Source organism: Stenotrophomonas sp. NPDC077420 (assembly GCF_044543385.1).
Lineage (GTDB): Bacteria > Pseudomonadota > Gammaproteobacteria > Xanthomonadales > Xanthomonadaceae > Stenotrophomonas.
This window is the reverse complement of the sequence record NZ_JBITVZ010000021.1, coordinates 41,053-57,972: the sequence shown is the minus strand read 5'-3', so window position 1 is coordinate 57,972 and position 16,920 is coordinate 41,053. Positions and strand designations below refer to the sequence as shown.

At 66.8% G+C, this 16,920-nt stretch carries 16 protein-coding genes; 8 read left to right on the top strand and 8 right to left on the bottom strand.

What is annotated here, in order from left to right; all coding sequences use genetic code 11:
• The first annotated feature begins 2 nt into the window (after positions 1-2).
• Positions 3-896 carry a heme o synthase gene (gene cyoE, locus ACIGII_RS17240; RefSeq protein WP_399640221.1) on the top strand — a complete coding sequence of 298 codons (894 nt, stop codon included), beginning with the start codon at positions 3-5 and terminating at the stop codon, positions 894-896.
• 446 nt (positions 897-1,342) lie between these two features.
• The gene (locus ACIGII_RS17235; protein WP_399640218.1) at positions 1,343-2,092 is read left to right on the top strand and encodes a hypothetical protein; all 750 of its coding nucleotides are present in this window, start codon (positions 1,343-1,345) and stop codon (positions 2,090-2,092) included.
• Positions 2,093-2,144: 52 nt separating this feature from the next.
• On the opposite strand, the gene ACIGII_RS17230 is transcribed toward ACIGII_RS17235, so the two are convergent.
• From ACIGII_RS17230 to rpsU, 6 genes are all read right to left on the bottom strand, one after another.
• Positions 2,145-3,125, bottom strand: coding sequence for a bile acid:sodium symporter family protein (locus ACIGII_RS17230; RefSeq protein ID WP_399640215.1), 981 nt, complete (start codon positions 3,123-3,125; stop codon positions 2,145-2,147).
• Between the two features lie 52 nt (positions 3,126-3,177).
• On the bottom strand, positions 3,178-3,801 hold the full coding sequence (locus ACIGII_RS17225) for a beta-lactamase hydrolase domain-containing protein (protein ID WP_399640212.1): 624 nt from the start codon (positions 3,799-3,801) through the stop codon (positions 3,178-3,180).
• Between the two features lie 24 nt (positions 3,802-3,825).
• The gene (dnaG, locus tag ACIGII_RS17220) at positions 3,826-5,550 is read right to left on the bottom strand and encodes a DNA primase (protein ID WP_399640209.1); all 1,725 of its coding nucleotides are present in this window, start codon (positions 5,548-5,550) and stop codon (positions 3,826-3,828) included.
• 64 nt (positions 5,551-5,614) lie between these two features.
• Positions 5,615-6,565, bottom strand: coding sequence for a YihY/virulence factor BrkB family protein (locus tag ACIGII_RS17215; RefSeq protein ID WP_399640207.1), 951 nt, complete (start codon positions 6,563-6,565; stop codon positions 5,615-5,617).
• A gap of 370 nt (positions 6,566-6,935) precedes the next feature.
• Complete coding sequence (locus ACIGII_RS17210; protein WP_399640205.1) at positions 6,936-7,382, bottom strand: GatB/YqeY domain-containing protein; 447 nt, start codon at positions 7,380-7,382, stop codon at positions 6,936-6,938.
• 133 nt (positions 7,383-7,515) lie between these two features.
• The gene (rpsU, locus tag ACIGII_RS17205) at positions 7,516-7,731 is read right to left on the bottom strand and encodes a 30S ribosomal protein S21 (RefSeq protein ID WP_002808376.1); all 216 of its coding nucleotides are present in this window, start codon (positions 7,729-7,731) and stop codon (positions 7,516-7,518) included.
• 167 nt (positions 7,732-7,898) lie between these two features.
• Between rpsU and tsaD the strand changes: the two genes are divergently transcribed.
• The gene (gene tsaD, locus ACIGII_RS17200) at positions 7,899-8,924 is read left to right on the top strand and encodes a tRNA (adenosine(37)-N6)-threonylcarbamoyltransferase complex transferase subunit TsaD (protein WP_399640202.1); all 1,026 of its coding nucleotides are present in this window, start codon (positions 7,899-7,901) and stop codon (positions 8,922-8,924) included.
• Here the strand turns inward: tsaD and ACIGII_RS17195 are convergent.
• Positions 8,884-9,573: a hypothetical protein gene (locus ACIGII_RS17195; protein WP_399640200.1), complete on the bottom strand. Its 690-nt coding sequence runs from the start codon at positions 9,571-9,573 to the stop codon at positions 8,884-8,886. The two genes, tsaD and ACIGII_RS17195, sit on opposite strands and share 41 nt — an antisense overlap.
• Positions 9,574-9,938: 365 nt before the next feature.
• On the opposite strand from ACIGII_RS17195, the gene folB reads away from it, so the two are divergent.
• The 4 genes from folB (at position 9,939) to ACIGII_RS17175 (ending at position 14,734) form a co-directional block, all read left to right on the top strand.
• Positions 9,939-10,292, top strand: a complete 354-nt coding sequence (folB, locus tag ACIGII_RS17190) for a dihydroneopterin aldolase (RefSeq protein ID WP_093532979.1) — start codon at positions 9,939-9,941, stop codon at positions 10,290-10,292.
• Between the two features lie 102 nt (positions 10,293-10,394).
• Positions 10,395-11,669 (top strand): mechanosensitive ion channel family protein, encoded by a 1,275-nt coding sequence (locus ACIGII_RS17185; RefSeq protein ID WP_399640197.1) that lies wholly within the window; start codon positions 10,395-10,397, stop codon positions 11,667-11,669.
• A 138-nt stretch (positions 11,670-11,807) separates the two neighbouring features.
• On the top strand, positions 11,808-13,982 hold the full coding sequence (gene bglX / locus ACIGII_RS17180) for a beta-glucosidase BglX (RefSeq protein ID WP_399640195.1): 2,175 nt from the start codon (positions 11,808-11,810) through the stop codon (positions 13,980-13,982).
• Between the two features lie 128 nt (positions 13,983-14,110).
• Complete coding sequence (locus tag ACIGII_RS17175; protein ID WP_399640192.1) at positions 14,111-14,734, top strand: hypothetical protein; 624 nt, start codon at positions 14,111-14,113, stop codon at positions 14,732-14,734.
• A gap of 419 nt (positions 14,735-15,153) precedes the next feature.
• On the opposite strand, the gene ACIGII_RS17170 is transcribed toward ACIGII_RS17175, so the two are convergent.
• The gene (locus ACIGII_RS17170; RefSeq protein WP_399640189.1) at positions 15,154-16,311 is read right to left on the bottom strand and encodes a PQQ-dependent sugar dehydrogenase; all 1,158 of its coding nucleotides are present in this window, start codon (positions 16,309-16,311) and stop codon (positions 15,154-15,156) included.
• Positions 16,312-16,486: 175 nt separating this feature from the next.
• On the opposite strand from ACIGII_RS17170, the gene yiaA reads away from it, so the two are divergent.
• Positions 16,487-16,918 (top strand): inner membrane protein YiaA, encoded by a 432-nt coding sequence (gene yiaA / locus ACIGII_RS17165; RefSeq protein ID WP_399640186.1) that lies wholly within the window; start codon positions 16,487-16,489, stop codon positions 16,916-16,918.
• Positions 16,919-16,920 lie beyond the last annotated feature (2 nt).

The window sequence follows — 16,920 nt, the reverse complement described above, 5'->3', positions numbered from 1 at the left end:
CTATGTCGAGCAGGTATCGTCAGTACTGGGATCTGACCAAGCCGAAGGTGGTGGCACTGATCGTGTTCACCGCGCTGGTGGGCATGTTCCTGGCCATTCCCGCGCTGCCCACCGCCGAGCAGGCGCTGCGCGGCGCGCTGGGGTTCCTGGGCATCTGGCTGGCCGCCTCGGCGGCCGCCGCGATCAACCAGCTGCTGGATGCGCAGATCGATGCGCAGATGGCGCGCACCTCGTGGCGGCCGCTGGTGGTGGGCAAGGTCAAGCCGTGGCAGGTGCTGGTGTTCGCCGGCGTGCTGATCGTGCTGTCGATGACCATCCTGGTGCTGTGGGTGAACGTCATCACCGCGGTGCTGACCTTCGCTTCGCTGATCGGCTACGCGGTGATCTACACCGTGTATCTCAAGCGCGCGACCTCGCAGAACATCGTCATCGGCGGCCTGGCCGGTGCGACTCCGCCGTTGCTGGGCTGGGCGGCGATCACCGGCATGCAGGGACCGGGAGACTGGGTATATGCCTCGCTGTTGGTGCTGATCATCTTCATCTGGACCCCGCCGCATTTCTGGGCGCTGGCGATCTTCCGCCGCGAGGATTACGCCAAGGCCAAGATCCCGATGCTGCCGGTGACCCACGGCGTGGCGTACACCCGCAAATCGATCCTGGTCTATTCCATCGTGCTGGCCATCGTGAGCATTCTGCCCACCGTGGTCGGCATGAGCGGCCTGTTCTACCTTGGCGGCGCGGTGGTGCTCAACGCGGTATTCGTCTGGTATGCCTGGCGCATGCTGAACCCGCCGGACGAGCTGTTCTCGATGAAGATGTTCGGCTACTCTATCGTCTACCTGATGGCGCTGTTCGCGTTCCTGATGGTGGATCACTGGATGCTGCCGTTCCTGTGATCGAACGGCGGGCGGGCAGAGCCCGGCGCTACTGACGGGTCGGCCATTGCGTGTGCCCGGCCTTGAATCCAGACATCGCGTCGCCATTGCTTCCATGACCCCAACAGGACGTGATGGCATGAAGCGATGGCTCTGGATGGCCGTGATGCTGGCTTCGATGATGTGCGGCACCGCCCTTGCTGCGCCCGCAACGGGCGTGGAGAGCAGCGCCACACTGACCGGTCCGTAGCGTCGGGGCGCTCCGTCAACCTGCCTGCATGACAGCAAGTGACGGTTGACGCATCCACCACGTAGCTGGTGTCAGAAAGCCCCGCTGCAACGTCCCCAATCAGCCCTCACGGTCCAGAAGCAGACCGGCGTCCCATTCCGGAATCGCGCACTCTCTTATACAGACCAGGTGCGGCGCTCGCTGCCGCCTACTGTGCGCTGACTGAGGGGTGATCGCGATGAACAAGAAGCATGTACTGACTCTGCTGGCCTTGGCCTTGCCCGCCGGGTCCGCACCGCCGCCCCGCGACGCCGTCGATGCCGTCGATGCCGTAGGCCAGTGGCTGACCGATCGCGTGATGAAGGCAGCCGAGCGCGATGCCATTCACGGCGCCGCGCAGGAACCTGCGGAGGGCGTCTACAGGTTGATCCCACTGGCCGAGCTGGACGCACCGGAGGCGGTCAAGCAACATTTCCGGGAGCAGATCCAGCGCAGTCGCGCGGGAGTGATACCGGTGGAGCGTGGCTCCATTCCCTCGGAGCAGAGGTTGCTCTGGTCGCTGCCCAGGGCACGGCGCTCGGACGCCGTGCTGCGTCAACGGTTGCCCAATCCTCCCAGCACACTGCAGGGAACACTGCTGGGTGCCGCAGAGCTCATCGGGATGGAGCCCACGGGAGCGATCTCGGGCGTGACGTCCTCTGGACTCTCCAGGTTCTACCGCGTCGCCCGGATTGGCATCGTCGAGTTCAACGAAGAGAACTTCCGCGTTCCAGACGGTGTGATTGAAGCCTTTGTCGAGGCGCAGAACACTACCATCCATGGCACTCCGGGCCAGATCGAGATGACGGCGGACGACCAAGGGCGGAGCCAGGCGGTGCTGAGTTGGGCGGGCAACGACAAGGTCTACACACTGACGGCGACAGGCGAGGGTGACGTGCATTACAAAGCACGCGTCTTGCATGGGATTGCAGGGGCGATAAAGGACTGACCCCTGCCACGCGCGGCAAGCGCGTGGATGGGCGGTCGTCCAGCGAGCGACCCTACTGCGGGTTGACCGGATCGCGCGCATACCGTTGCGCCACCACCGCGCAGACGATCAGCTGGATCTGGTGGTAGATCATGATCGGCAGCACGATCGCGCCCAGGCTGCCGCCGGCGAACAGGATCTTGGCCATCGGCACGCCGGTGGCCAGGCTCTTCTTCGAGCCGCAGAACAGGATGGTGATGCGGTCCTCGCGGTTGAAGCCCAGCTTCCTGGCCAGCAGGTTGATCAGCGGCATGGCGATGCCCAGCAGCACCGCGGCGACCACGGCGACGGTCAGCAGCGAGAGCACCGGCGTCTTGCTCCACAACCCCTCGTTCACTGCTTCACCAAAGGCCGAATACACCACCAGCAGGATGGTGCCCTGGTCGGTGTAGCGCAGCAGCGCGCGCTGCCGCTCCACCCAGCGGGCGATCCACGGCCGCAGCAGGTGGCCGGCCACGAACGGCACCAGCAGCTGCAGCATGATGCCCAGGATGGCCTCGCCAGGGTTGTGCATGCCGCCTGCGGTGCCGGCCAGCAGGGCCAGCAGCAATGGGGTCAGGAACACGCCGAGGATGCTGGAGAGCGACGCGCTGACCACCGCGGCCGGTACGTTGCCACGCGCCAGCGAGGTGAACGCGATGGACGACTGCACGGTGGACGGCAGCGCGCACAGGAACAGCACGCCGATGTACAGCTCCGGGGTGAGCAGCCAGCCGTCCAGTGGCTTGAAGCCCAGCCCCAGCAGCGGGAACAGCAAGAAGGTGCAGGCCAGGATGGTCAGGTGCAGGCGCCAGTGCAGCAGACCGGCGACGATCGATTCGCGCGGCAGGCGCGCACCGTGCAGGAAGAACAGCGCGGCGATGGCGACGTCGGTGACATCGTCCAGCACCATGGCGGCGGCGCCGTGCATTGGCAGGAAGGAAGCCAGCAGCACGGTGCCGAGCAGGGCGAGGGTGAAGTTGTCCGGTCGCAGGCGCGACCACCAGCGGGTCATGGTGGGCAGGCTCCTGTAGAGCTGGGGGAATGAGGGTGACGCACGGGCCGGATCAACGCGTGGCGTCCTGCTCGAGCCGGGTGCGTGTTTCGGCGTCCAGCGAGGTCATGCCGGCGTCGCGGCCGAACTGCAGGGCCTGTTCGGTGGATGCGCCCTGTCGCGCTTTCATCAGGGCCAGCAGCGCGCCGACGCGGTTGCCGGAGGCGCAGTGCAGCAGGACCGGGCCGTTGGCCTGGGCCAGTGCGGTCTGCAGGGCCTGCACGTTGGCGGGGGTCAGGCCGGCAGCACCGGCGACCGGGATGCGGAGGTAGTGCAGGCCGAGCGATGCCGCCGTGGCGGTTTCGTCGAAGCCACGGTCTTCGGTGGGGTGGCGCAGGTCGATCACGGTGGTGATGCCTGCCGTGGCGGCCTGCTGGAGTTGTTCCGCAGTCGGCTGCCCGCCGGTGTAGAGGTCTTCGGCAGGATGCTTGAAGGTCCGGGCGAGGTTGGCTTCGGCCAGCGAGGCAGGACCTCGCTCTACCAGGCCAGCACCCGTAGCGCGACGCCCTGCGTCACTGCCGCCAGCAACAGAGCCATCCCCGGTAGCGCGAGGCCCTGCCTCGCTGCGCACCGGAGCCAAGGTAACCAGACACAGCAGGAAGGCACTGAAGAAGGCAGGGCGGTTCCAACGTCGCATCACTCCACCTTCCTCCGTCATCAGTCAACGCAGCGTCGCACGCGCCTTCAACAGCTCGCGCAGTTCGTACTTGTCAGTATCGTCCAGACCCTGCTGGCGCTGCTTTGCCTGAAGCTCCTCCAGGCGTTGCAGCAGCAGCTGTTTTTCCAGCTGCGCCACCGCATCGTGCAGTTCCTGGTTCCACATCGCTTCATCGCCCGGCAGCGTCTGCGCAGCCAGCTTCTGCAGCGCATCCTGCTCCTCGCGGCCGTCGAAGTGCTCCAGCAAGGCGCCGGTGCTGATGTCCGGGCGCTGTTCCACCAGGGTCAGCAGCTCGATCAACAGTTCCACGCCCGGCAGGCGCAGGCCACCGAAGTGATGCCCGTCCAGGGTCATCGCCAGCGACGGCTGCTGCAGCAGGATCGCAATGGCCGCGCGCACCAGGCTGCGCCGCTGCGCCGGCGCCACCGCGCGTTGCGGCGGCCGCGCGGCCGGTGCCGGCGCAGGCGCGCTGCCCAGCCCGGTCAACGTGGCCAGCTGCTGCTTCATCAGGTCGCCGAAGGCGCCATCGGGAATCTGCGCCAGCATCGGTCGTGCGCGTTCGGCCAGGCGCGCCTTGCCATCCAGCGTGGCCATGTTTACTTCGCGGGTGAGCTCATCGAAGAAGAACTGCGACAACGGCGTGGCCTGCTTCAGGCGCTCGTCGAAACCTTCCTTGCCTTCCTTGCGCACGATGGTGTCCGGGTCTTCGCCGTCGGGCAGGAACAGGAAGAACGCCTGGCGCCCGTCCTTCATGCGCGGCAGCACCGATTCCAGCGCACGCCAGCCGGCGCGGCGGCCGGCGGCGTCGCCGTCGAAGCAGAAGAACACGTCCGGCGCGTTGCGGAACAGCAGCTCGGCATGGTCCGGGGTGGTGGCCGTGCCCAGCGTGGCCACCGCCTGGGTGACCCCGAACTGGAACAGCGAGACCACGTCCATGTAGCCTTCGACCACGATCAGGCGTTCGATCTTCTGGTTGGCCTGGCGCACCTGCCACAGGCCGTAGAGTTCACGCCCTTTGTGGAACAGCGCGGTCTCGGGCGAGTTCAGGTACTTGGGGCCGTCATCTTTTTCCAGCACCCGGCCGCCGTAGGCGATCACCCGCCCACGCCGGTCGTAGATCGGGAACATCACCCGGTCGCGGAACTTGTCGTAGACATGGCCGCGGTCGTTCTTGGAAAACAGCCCGGCGCGGTCGAGCAGCTTCATGCGCCGCTCGTCCTTGCCCAGCGCATCCTTCAACGCGCTGTAGCCATCGGGCGCGTAGCCGATGGCAAAGCGCGCGCGGTTTTCCTCGTCCACGCCACGCTGGTCCAGGTAGGCACGCGCGGTGTCGCTGCCCTCCAGCGACTTCTGGAAGAAGCGCGTGGCCGCATCCAGCGCCGCATACAGCTCGCGGCTGTCGTCCTGCTGCTGGGCGGTGCGCGGCTGGCTATCGCGCGGCACTTCCATGCCCACCCGCTTGGCCAGTTCGTCGACGGCGTCGAGGAACTCCAGGCGGTCGTAGTTCATCAGGAAGCTGATCGCGGTACCGTGCGCGCCGCAGCCGAAGCAGTGGTAGAACTGCTTGGTCGGCGAAACGGTGAACGACGCCGAGCGCTCGTCGTGGAAGGGGCAGCGCGCCGAATACTCCTTGCCCTGGCGCTTCAACGGCACGCGGCTGCCCACCACTTCGACAATATCGGAGCGGGCCAGCAGGTCGTCGATGAATGCGTCGGGGATACGGGCCATGGGCAGCAGGCTGGGGCAGGGCCGGTAACGGCCACGCGCGGTAGCGGGGGACCCCGCTAGTCTACTAGCTGGCGCTGCCCGCGCCCGGTTTCGGCGGCACGATGCCGGCGTCGGCCAGGTGGGTGCGGGCACGCAGGCGTTCGTCGATCACCGCCGTCATCAGCGCGCCGACGAAGAACACCACCGTGGCGTAGTAGATCCACACCAGCGAGATCACCAGCGCGCCCATGGAGCCGTAGGCGCTGCCCGGCGCCACCGTGGCGATGTACAGCCCGATCGCATAACGGCCCAGTGCGAACAGCGCCGAGGTGATCACCCCGCCGATGAACGCCTGGCGCCAGGCCACGCGGCGGTCGGGCAGGTAGTGGTAGAGGAAGGCGAAGCCCACCGCGTACAGCGCCAGGCTGGTCAGGTAGCCCACCGCCGGCAGCACCGAGGGCAGCTGCGCGAAGGCCACCTGCAGCATGGTGGTGGCGGTCATCGACAGGATCAGCAGGAAGCCCAGCGCCAGCACCACGCCAAACGAGAACACGCGTTTGCGCAGCCACGCCACGATACCGTCCAGTCGCTCGCCGCTGGTGTTGAAGATCAGGTTCAGCGCGTTCTGCAGCTGCGCGAACACCGCCGTGGCGCCGATGAACAGCAGCAGCGTGCTCCACATCCCGGCCAGCGAGCCCATCGAGGGCTGGTTGTCGGCGTTCTTGAGCACGGTATCGGCCACGGTGGCCGCGCTGCTGCCGGCCACGTCGTTGATCTGGCCGATCAGCGCCTGCTGTGCCGGCGGATACAGCGACGCGGTCAGCCACAGCAGCAGCACCAGCAACGGCGCCATCGAGAGCAGGGCATAGAAGGACACCGAGGCGGCTTGGGTCAGCACGTCGACATCGACGAAGCGTTTACCCACCGCGACCGGAAAGCTGCGTTCAAGGCGGTCCACGTACTTGCGCAGGCGCAGCGGAACGTGGGACGTGTCGTGCGCCGGCTCGGGCGCAGGGGAAGGCGGCAGCGAAGACATGCCTGTTTTCTAGCAGGCCCGTGTCGAAGACCGGGTGAAACGGGCACCGACCAACGGTCGGTGCCTACCGCTGCGGTGGAAGACCGGGTGAAACGGGCGCCGACCAACGGTCGGTGTCTACCGCTGCGGTGGAGGACCGGGTGAAACGGGCACCGACCAACGGTCGGTGCCTACCGCTGCGGTGGAAGACCGGGTGAAACGTGCACCGACCAACGGTCGGTGTCTACCGCTGCGGTGGAGGACCGGGTGAAACGGGCACCGACCAACGGTCGGTGCCTACCGCTGCGGTGGAGGACCGGGTGAAACGGGCACCGACCAACGGTCGGTGCCTACCGGTAGGACACGACCGTTGGTCGTGTCCCTCTCTCACTCAACCGGCGAAGTGCGCCTTGACCAGCTTGGACACCAGGCCCATGTCGGCCTGGCCGGCCAGCTTCGGCTTCAGCGCGCCCATCAGCTTGCCCATGTCGGCCGCGCTGCTGGCGCCGGTCTCGGCGACGGCGGCCTGGATGGCGGCCTGGATCTCGGCTTCGCCCATCTTGGCCGGCAGGTAGGTGTCGATCACTGCCAGTTCGTCGCGCTCGATCTGCGCCAGGTCTTCACGGTTGGCGGCCTCGAACTGGCTGACCGAGTCCTTGCGCTGCTTGACCATCTTGTCGAGCACGGCGATCACCGCCGCGTCGTCCAGCTCGATGCGCTCGTCCACTTCGCGCTGCTTGATGGCGGCGTTGATCAGGCGGATCACGCCCAGCCTGTGCTTTTCGCCCGCCTTCATGGCGGCCTTCATGTCGTCGGTGAGCTGCTGCTTCATGCTCATGGAACACCTCGTTCGGTGAAAGGGTGGGGCGGGAACTGGATCGATGGAAACGCAAAAAGCCGGTAACGCTCGCGCGTTCCGGCTTCGGCTCCGCCGCGACAGGCCATGCCTGCCGCATCGAAGTTGCGTCCGATCAGTACAGGCGCTGACGCTTGGTGACGTCGCGCGACGAGCGGCGCAGCTGACGCTTCACAGCAGCAGCAGCCTTGCGCTTGCGCTCCTGGGTCGGCTTTTCGTAGAACTCGCGCTTGCGGGTTTCGGCCAGCACGCCGGCCTTTTCGCAGGTGCGCTTGAAGCGACGGAGCGCAAACTCGAAGGGCTCGTTCTCGCGGACTTTAACGCTGGGCATGGAATCTCCGGGACACAGTAGAACCGGGTCACGCCCGGTGAGAGCCGCACATTATAGCGGCGAGAAAAGAACTTGCAACCCACCCCGGCAAACTTCCTGGCCTTGGGTAGTGAAGGGCGCGCTGGCGGTACGTCTGCCAAGGCCTCAAGAGGTCCATAATAGCAGCCATGCGAGTCCTTGGTATCGAATCTTCCTGCGATGAGACCGGCGTGGCGGTGTACGACACCGCCCTGGCCGGCCCTGACGCCCTGCGCGCCCATGCCGTGTACAGCCAGATCGCCCTTCACGCCGAATACGGTGGGGTGGTGCCCGAGCTGGCGAGCCGCGACCACGTGCGCAAACTGCTGCCGCTGATCCGCCAGACCCTGGCCGAGGCTGGTCTGGGCGTGAACGACATCGACGGGGTGGCGTACACCGCCGGCCCCGGGCTGGTCGGCGCGCTGCTGGTGGGGGCGGGCGTCGCCCGCTCGCTGGCCTGGGCGCTGGAGGTACCCGCGGTGGGTGTCCACCATATGGAAGGCCACCTGCTGGCGCCGTTGATGGAAGACGACCCGCCGCAGGCCCCGTTCGTGGCCCTGCTGGTCTCCGGCGGGCATACCCAGCTGGTGGCGGTGGACCGGATCGGCCAGTACCGCCTGCTGGGCGAGACCCTGGACGATGCCGCCGGCGAGGCCTTCGACAAGACCGCCAAGTTGATGGGCCTGCCGTATCCCGGCGGCCCGCAGCTGGCCGCGCTGGCTGAACGCGGCACGCCCGGCAAGTTCAGGTTCACCCGGCCGATGACCGACCGGCCCGGGCTGGATTTCAGCTTCTCCGGCCTCAAGACCCAGGTCCTGCTGGCCTGGCGCGACAGCGACCAGAGCGAGCAGACCCGCGCCGACATCGCCCGTGGCTTTGAAGACGCGGTGGTCGAGACCCTGGCGATCAAATGCGACCGCGCGCTGGATGCGGCCGGTACCGACGTGATCGTGGTGGCCGGTGGCGTGGGCGCGAACAAGCGCCTGCGGGCCAAGCTGCAGCAGATGGCCGAACGCCGTGGCGGCCGGGCGTGCTTCCCGCGCCCTTCGCTGTGCACCGACAACGGCGCCATGATCGCCTTCGCCGGCGCCCTGCGCCTGGAAGCCGGCCAGCACAACCCGCCGCAGGTGCAGGTCACCCCGCGCTGGGACATGGCGACGCTGCCGGCGGTGTAGCGCGGTCAGGGCGTTGCCTGAGCACGCTTGTGACCGATTGGTGATCCTGCATCCATGTGCCGATGTGTGGGCAGCGAAGCCCCACTACGCGGATGATCGTCTTCAGGTCTTCGCGGAGGTCCCGCGCGAAGATCGGCTCATGGTGCGCGATGCGATTGCGCAATTGGCGTACCCGCTCAAGGTCAGCGTACGCTCCGGCCCGCGTTCGATGCGCATCGCCTTGAGAGCCAGGGAGCACACTCTGTAGTGTTCCTGACCACAGCGACTGATCGAATCGCTGAGTGAACATCTGTTGCCAGAATGCAAAGCGCAACGCAGCCACGACACCTGCTGTGGAGGAGCACCCACTCGCGGCACGACGTAGTTCCTCGCGCGCGCTGTACCCGTGGACACTGCTCGGCAGGCTCAGCCGAAAGCTTTCCCGCCAAGGCCACGCCGATCCATGTCTCAGCGCAATGGCTTCGGCCACGGCATTGCGGATGACAATCTCGCAGGTATGCAGCGGAAGCATGAAAGCACCGCTGATCTGCATGTTCCATTGATAGAGTTCGAAAGGATGGATACAGGCCGCATCCCGTGCTGCCGCAGCCTCGTACGTCTGCATGCGCTCAGCCGAGAACGATCGTCGAATGAGGTGCCAGTCACGCATCCCGTGCTCCATTGGATCTACATTGCCTCATCTTGTTAACAGCAGTCGCTTGGCCCAATCAGGAAAGCTGCCTTCATGGTGTGGGCATCTCCGGCTCGTACAGGCAACGCGCGCCGCGTCTCAAAAATGAACCTCGGTGCTTGACCGCGCAAACGCAGCCAGCTACGGTCGTTTCGTGTGCCGCCGGGGCCAGTTCATGGGGAGACCCATTTCCCCCGGGGACGTTGGCAGTAAGCAAAGGGCCCCGCGCGGGGCCCTTTGTCTTTTTCGGCCCGCATTTCACATCGGGCGCCGTCAGGCACCGGTTCGAGGCACGTTCGGGGCCGTCCCGTTACCATGGTCGCCATCTTCTACGTGGCACTCCTATGGACAAGGTATTCATCGAAGGGCTTGAGATCGATGCCCTGATCGGGATCTACGACTGGGAACGGCGGATCCGCCAGACCCTGCGCTTCGATCTGGAAATGGGCTTTGACAACCGCAGGCCGGCGGCCAGCGACGACATCGCCGACACCCTGAACTACAAGGCCGTGAGCAAGCGCATCGAGCAGTTCGTACGCGAATCCGACTTCGGCCTGGTTGAAACCCTGGCCGAGCGCATCGCCGAGATCGTGCTGCGCGAATTCAACGTGCAGTGGCTGCGCCTGAAGCTCAGCAAGCCCGGCGCCGTCCGCGGCGCAAAAGCGGTCGGCGTGATCATCGAGCGCAGCGCCGCCTGAGGCACCGCTGCCAGGCACTGACCGCGCAGCTGTCGCACGGGCCGCGCCCCGGTAGCGCCGACTGTCAGTCGGCCCCCGCATTCACAAGAGACCCCATAAACGATGATAGACGCCGTGATCGCAGTACAACTCCTGGAAAACCTGCAGGACACCCTCGCACCCTGGCCCTGGGCTTACACCACCATCGTGCTGTGCGGATTGGCGCTGGCCGCATGGCTGGCCAACTTCGTCACCAAGCGCATCCTGCTGCGCGGCCTGCGCCGGCTGGTGCGGCGACTGCCGGGCCACGGCGCCGGCCATGAGGGCGGCAGCAACCTGCGGGTGATCTCGCGGCTGGCCAACGTGGTGCCCAGCATGGTCATCGCCGCCGGCATCCGGATCGTGCCGGACCTGCCGCCGCAGCTGGTGGACTTCGTCATCGGCGCCTGCCGGGCCTGGGCGGTGCTGACCGTCGCGCTGGCGGTCTCGCACGCGCTGGATGCGGCCAACGAGCTGTACGAGCGCCGCCCCGATGCCCGCAACAAGCCGATCAAGGGCTACCTGCAGGTCGTGAAGATCGTGGTCTTCGTGGTTGCCGGCCTGTCCATCGTCGCCACCCTGCTGGGGGTCAAGCTGGGGCCGCTGGTGACCGGCCTGGGTGCCGCCACCGCCGTGCTGATGCTGGTCTTCCAGGACACCATCCTGTCGCTGGTGGCCAGCGTGCAGATCAGCGGCGATGGCCGCGTGCGGCTGGGCGACTGGATCGAAATGCCCAGCCAGAACGCCGACGGCGACGTGATCGACATCGCCCTGCACACCGTCACCGTGCAGAACTTCGACAAGACCATCACCACCATTCCGACCAAGAAGCTGGTCACCGAGTCGTTCAAGAACTGGCGCGGCATGCAGGAAGCCGGCGGACGCCGGATCAAGCGCGCGCTGTACCTGGACCAGCACAGCGTGGGATTCGTCGACGAGGACATGCTGGCGCGGCTGCAGCAGTTCGCGGTACTGGGCGACTACCTGCGCGACAAGCAGGCCGAACTGGCGCAGTGGAACACCGGCCTGCAGGCCAGGGGCATGGCCGCGGTCAATGCGCGCCGGGTGACCAACCTGGGCACCTTCCGTGCATACGTGGAGCGTTACCTGCGCCAGCATCCGGGCATCCATACGGACATGACGCTGCTGGTACGGCAGCTGCAGCCCACCACCGAAGGCCTGCCGCTGGAGGTGTACTGCTTCACCCGCACCACCGCCTGGGGTGAGTACGAAGGCATCCAATCGGATGTGTTCGACCACCTGCTGGCGATCCTGCCGGCGTTCGGGCTGCGCGTGTTCCAGGCCTCCAGCGATGCCATGCTGATGGCGGCCCAGCAGCAGCGGGTCGCCTCGGAGTAAGCTCCTGTGCCCTCCGGTGCTGCCTTGGTCGGCACCGGAATTTCCCCTCGGGGATGAAAAATGAACGCCAAAATCCTCCACAAGGGGCGTGGGAACGCTAGAATCCCGGCCTTGTAAACGTTTTCATAAGGACCGCCGGTGGCCTCCGATCGCATCGAAACCCTCATTGCCCAGATGACCGTCGAAGAAAAAGTCGGCCAGCTGGGTGTGTTCGCGGACATGGTCCGGCCGTTCGCGCCGGACGTGAACCCGGAAGCCAACGTCAGCAACGCCGACCAGGTGCTGCAGCAGGTGCGCGAAGGCAAGGTGGGCTCGCTGTTCAACGGCGTGGGCGTGGAAGCCGGCCGCCGCATCCAGCAGGTGGCACTGGAAGAAAGCCGCCTGCGCATCCCGGTGATCCTGGCCGCCGACGTCATCCATGGCATGCGCACCGTGTTCCCGATCCCGCTGGGTGAAGCGGCCAGCTTCGAACCCGACCTGGCCGAGCGCACCGCGCGCGCCACCGCCGTGGAAGCCACCGCTGCCGGCCTGCACTGGACCTACGCACCGGCCGTGGACATCGCCCGCGACCAGCGTTGGGGCCGCGGTGCCGAAGGTGCCGGCGAAGACGTAGTGCTGGGCTGCGCGTTCGCCGCCGCCCGGGTGCGCGGCTTCCAGGGCCCGGACCTGCGCGCGGCCGACGCGCTGCTGGCCACGCCCAAGCATTTCGCCGCCTACGGCGCGGTGATGGCCGGCATGGAATACAACATGGTGGACATCTCGCCGCAGACCCTGCGCGACGTGCACCTGCCGCCGTTCAAGGCTGCGTTCGACGCCGGTGCGATCACCGTGATGTCCTCCTTCAACGACATCAACGGCGTGCCGGCCAGTGCCAACGCCGAGCTGCTGACCGACATCCTGCGCGGTGAGTGGAAGTTCCCGGGCGTGGTGATTTCCGATTACACCGCCGACATGGAGCTGGTGGCGCACGGCTACGCCGCCGATGACCGCGATGCCACCGCCAAGGCATTCACCGCCGGCCTGGACCTGAGCATGCAGAGCGGCTTCTATGCCGTGCACCTGCCGGACCTGGTCGAACGCGGTGAGGTCCCGATGGCCACGCTGGACGAATCGGTGCGTCGCATCCTCACGCTGAAGGAAGCGATCGGGCTGTTCGACGACCCGTACCGTTCGCTGGACCTGGCCCGCGAAGCCGACACCTCGTACCTGGCCGCGCACGATGCACTCTCGCGCGATGCCGCGCGCCGTTCCATCGTGCTGCTGAAGAACGACGACAACGTGCTGCCGCTGCGAAAGAGCGGGCAGAAGATCGCGCTGATCGGTCCGTTCGTGCAGGACCGCGACAATATCGAAGGCTGCTGGACGCTGTTCGGCGACAAGGAGCGCTACGTCACCCTGGAAGCCGGCGTGCGCGCGGCGATCAGCGACGAAAGCCTGCTTGAAATCGTGCCGGGCTGTGATCTTGAAGCAGCCGTGCAGGACGGTATCGAACAGGCTGTGGCAGCCGCGCTGCGTGCGGACGTGGTGGTGCTGGCGCTGGGCGAACCGCAGCGTTACAGCGGTGAAGCGCAGTCGCGCGTGGAAATCACCCTGCCGCCCGCGCAGCAGGCGCTGGCCGAAGCGGTGGCCATGACCGGCAAGCCGCTGGTGGTGCTGCTGCGCAATGGTCGCGCGCTGGCGCTGCAGGGCGCGGTGCGCAACGCGCACGCGGTGGCGGTCACCTGGTACCTGGGCACCCAGACCGGCCCGGCCGTGGCCGACGTGCTGTTCGGCGACTACAACCCGTCCGGGCGCCTGCCGGTGAGCTTCCCGCAGGTGTCGGGGCAGCAGCCGTTCTTCTACAACCACCCGCGCACCGGTCGCCCGGAGTTGCCGACGATGTCGGAATTCAAGGCGCGCTGGCGCGAGATTCCGAACGCGCCGCTGTACCCATTCGGGCACGGCCTGGGCTACACCACGTTTGCCTATGGCGTCCCGCAGCTGGGCAGTGCCACGCTGGGCTGGGATGACACGCTGGAGATCACCACCACCGTGACCAACACCGGTGCGGTGGCCGGCGAGGAAGTGGTGCAGCTGTACATCCACGACCGCGTGGCCAGCCGCGTGCGGCCGGTGCGTGAACTCAAGGATTTCCGCAAGGTGGCGTTGCAGCCGGGCGAAAGCACCGACGTGCGCTTCACGCTGGACCGCCACGCGCTCGGCTTCACCGGCCGCGACGGCGTGTTCCGCGCCGAGCCGGGCCAGTTCGATGTGTGGGTGTGTGCGTCGTCCACCGCCGGTGAGCCGGTTATCTTCGAGCTGCTGGCCAAGTGACCTGGCGCCGGGCCCTGCCCGGCGATCCAACACCGCGCGGTGGCCAGGCAGGGCCTGGCACTGCCGTCATGGGTGCTGCACGCCCTACGGGCTACGCTGGCATCTTCGAGATATCGACGGAGCCGTGCATGCGCCTGATCAAGATCCTGCTACCCACGTTGATGCTGGCGGCGTGCAGCCAGCCCACGCCGCCGGCCAACGAAGCGGCGGCGCCCTCGACATCGCCGCCGGTCACTACGCCCACGGCCGCCGAGGATGCGCCGCAGGCCGGATTGTCACCTGATGCGGTGGAACCGGGCACGGCGACCACGCCGGATACGGCTCCCCCGGTAGCGGGCACCGATTCGGCGGCGACGCCTGTGGATGCATCTGCCGACGCCGAGGGTGGCGCACGCGAGCGCATCACCAAGCTGCTGGGGGATGCCGCCCCGTACGAAAGTGTGTTCAACGAACTGCAGCGCGGTGTTGCCGCAGGGGACCGCGCCGCGGTGGCCGGCCTGATGCGTTACCCGGTGCGGGTCACCATTGCTGGCAAGAACCAGCAGGTGGCTGATGCCGCCGCTTTCCAGCGCGACTACGACAGGATCGTGACCCCGGCGTTGGCCAAGCTGATCGCCGAACAGACGTTCGACACCCTGTTCGTCAACTGGCAGGGCGTGATGCTGGGCCAGGGCGAGGTGTGGATCAACGGCAAGTGCCTGGACAAGGAGTGCACGAAGACCGAGGTGAAGGTCAACAATATCGGCGCCTGATGCCAAGAGCGTACCGACCAACGGTCGGCACTACCAGATGACCGCAAGGTGACCGCAACCGGTAGCGCCGACCGTTGGTCGGCACGCCGACCCCGCATGCCACCGCGGTAGGTGCCGACCGTTGGTCGGCACACCGACCCCGCATGCCACCGCGGTAGGTGCCGACCGTTGATCGGCACACCGACCACGCATGCCACCGCGGTAGGTGCCGACCGTTGGTCGGCACGCCGACCATGCATGCCACCGCGGTAGGTGCCGACCGTTGGTCGGCACCCCGACCCCGCATGCCACCGCGGTAGGTGCCGACCGTTGGTCGGCACACCGACCCCGCATGCCACCGCGGTAGGTGCCGACCGTTGGTCGGCACCCCGACCCCGCATGACAACGCGGTAGGTGCCGACCGTTGGTCGGCACGCTCCTCACCCCTTCGGAGTGAGCTTCAACAGCTTGCCCTTGCTGCCATCTTCCAGCAGCCAGATCGCACCATCCGGGCCCTGTTCCACTTCGCGGATACGCTCGCCCATCAGGAAGCGCTCGGCTTCCCGCGCGTTGTCACCGTCGAACGCCACCCGCACCAGCGAGGTCGACGACAGCCCCCCGATGAAGCCGCTGCCGGTCCACTGCGGGAACAGCGTGCCGCTGTAGATGATGAACCCGGCCGGCGAAATCACCGGCGTCCAGGTCACCTTCGGCGCCGCAAACTCCTTGCGCGTGCTGTGGTCCGGAATGTCACGCCCGTCGTAATGGTTGCCGTTGGACACGATCGGATAACCGTAGTTGGCACCGCGCTCGATCAGGTTCAACTCATCGCCGCCGGCCGGGCCCATCTCATGCACCCACAGCTTGCCGCGCTTATCGAAGGCGATGCCCAGCGCATTGCGGTGGGCCAGCGACCACACCTGCGCCGCCACGCCTCCCTTCGACGCGAACGGGTTGTCGGCCGGTACGCTGCCGTCGTCGTTGAGGCGGATGATCTTGCCCAGGTTCCCGGACATGTCCTGCGCCGGATCGAACTTCTGGCGTTCGCTGGACGTGATCCACAGCTTGCCGTCCGGCCCGAACGCCAGCCGATGGCCGTAATGGCCCTTGCCCTCCACCTTGGGCGTCTGGCGCCAGATCACCTTGAAGTCTTCCAATGTGCCGCTGCCATCGGCAGCCAGCACCAGCTTGGCGCGGGCCACGGCGGCGCCGCGCGTGTCGTTCTCACCTTCCTCGGCGTAGCTCAGGTACACCAGCTTGTTCGTGGCGAACTGCGGGTGCGGCAGCACATCGCCGAAACCGCCCTGGCCGCCGTACGCCACCTTCGGCACGCCGGTGATCTCCGCACTCTTGCGGGTGGCGACGTCGAAATGCTTGAGCCTGCCTTCCTTTTCGGTCACCAGCAGGCTGCCGTCGGGCAGGAAGCTCATCGCCCAGGGCTGGTCGAAGGTGGCGAACGCGGTGGCGGTGAACGGCCACTGCGCCTTCTCCAGCGCGGGCGCGGCAGCGGCGCCGGGGGCATCGGCGGCCACGCAGGCGGTGGTGAACAGGGCCGGGGTGGCGGCGAGGGCAAGGGTGAGCAGCAGGCGGCGGGTCATGGGAAATCTCCGAAAGGGGACGCGAATGGCCAACCGGTGTTGTACACCATGGCCATCAACGGGGCGTGGACCATACGTCACCCCCGGTAGGCGGGTGCCCGAGGATCGGCTACCGTAGGCGCCAGCTGTCCGGGGGACGGCTGGCGCACGGCGCCATCAAAACGGAGTTTGAACAATGAAAGACCAGGTCACCAAACCGTCTCCGGCGTTCATCGCCGCCTCGTGGACCGCACTGCTGCTGGGCGCCGTGGCGTATCTGGTCGGGCTGTTCAACGCCGACATGGCGCTGAACGAGAAGGGCTACTACCTCACCCTGTTGCTGTTTGGCCTGTTCGCGGCTGTATCGCTGCAGAAGAGCGTGCGCGACCGCGTGGAAGGCATTCCGGTCAGCGGGTTGTACTACGCGCTGTGCTGGTTCGCGCTGCTGGTGTCGTTGCTGTTGCTGCTGGTGGGCTTGTGGAACGCCACCCTGCTGCTCAGCGAAAAGGGGTTCTACGGCATGGCCTTCGCGCTCAGCCTGTTCGGCGCGGTCGCGGTGCAGAAAAACACCCGCGACCTGATGGCCGCGGGTGGTCGTGAGGTTCCGCCGATTCCGCGCGCGGAGTAACC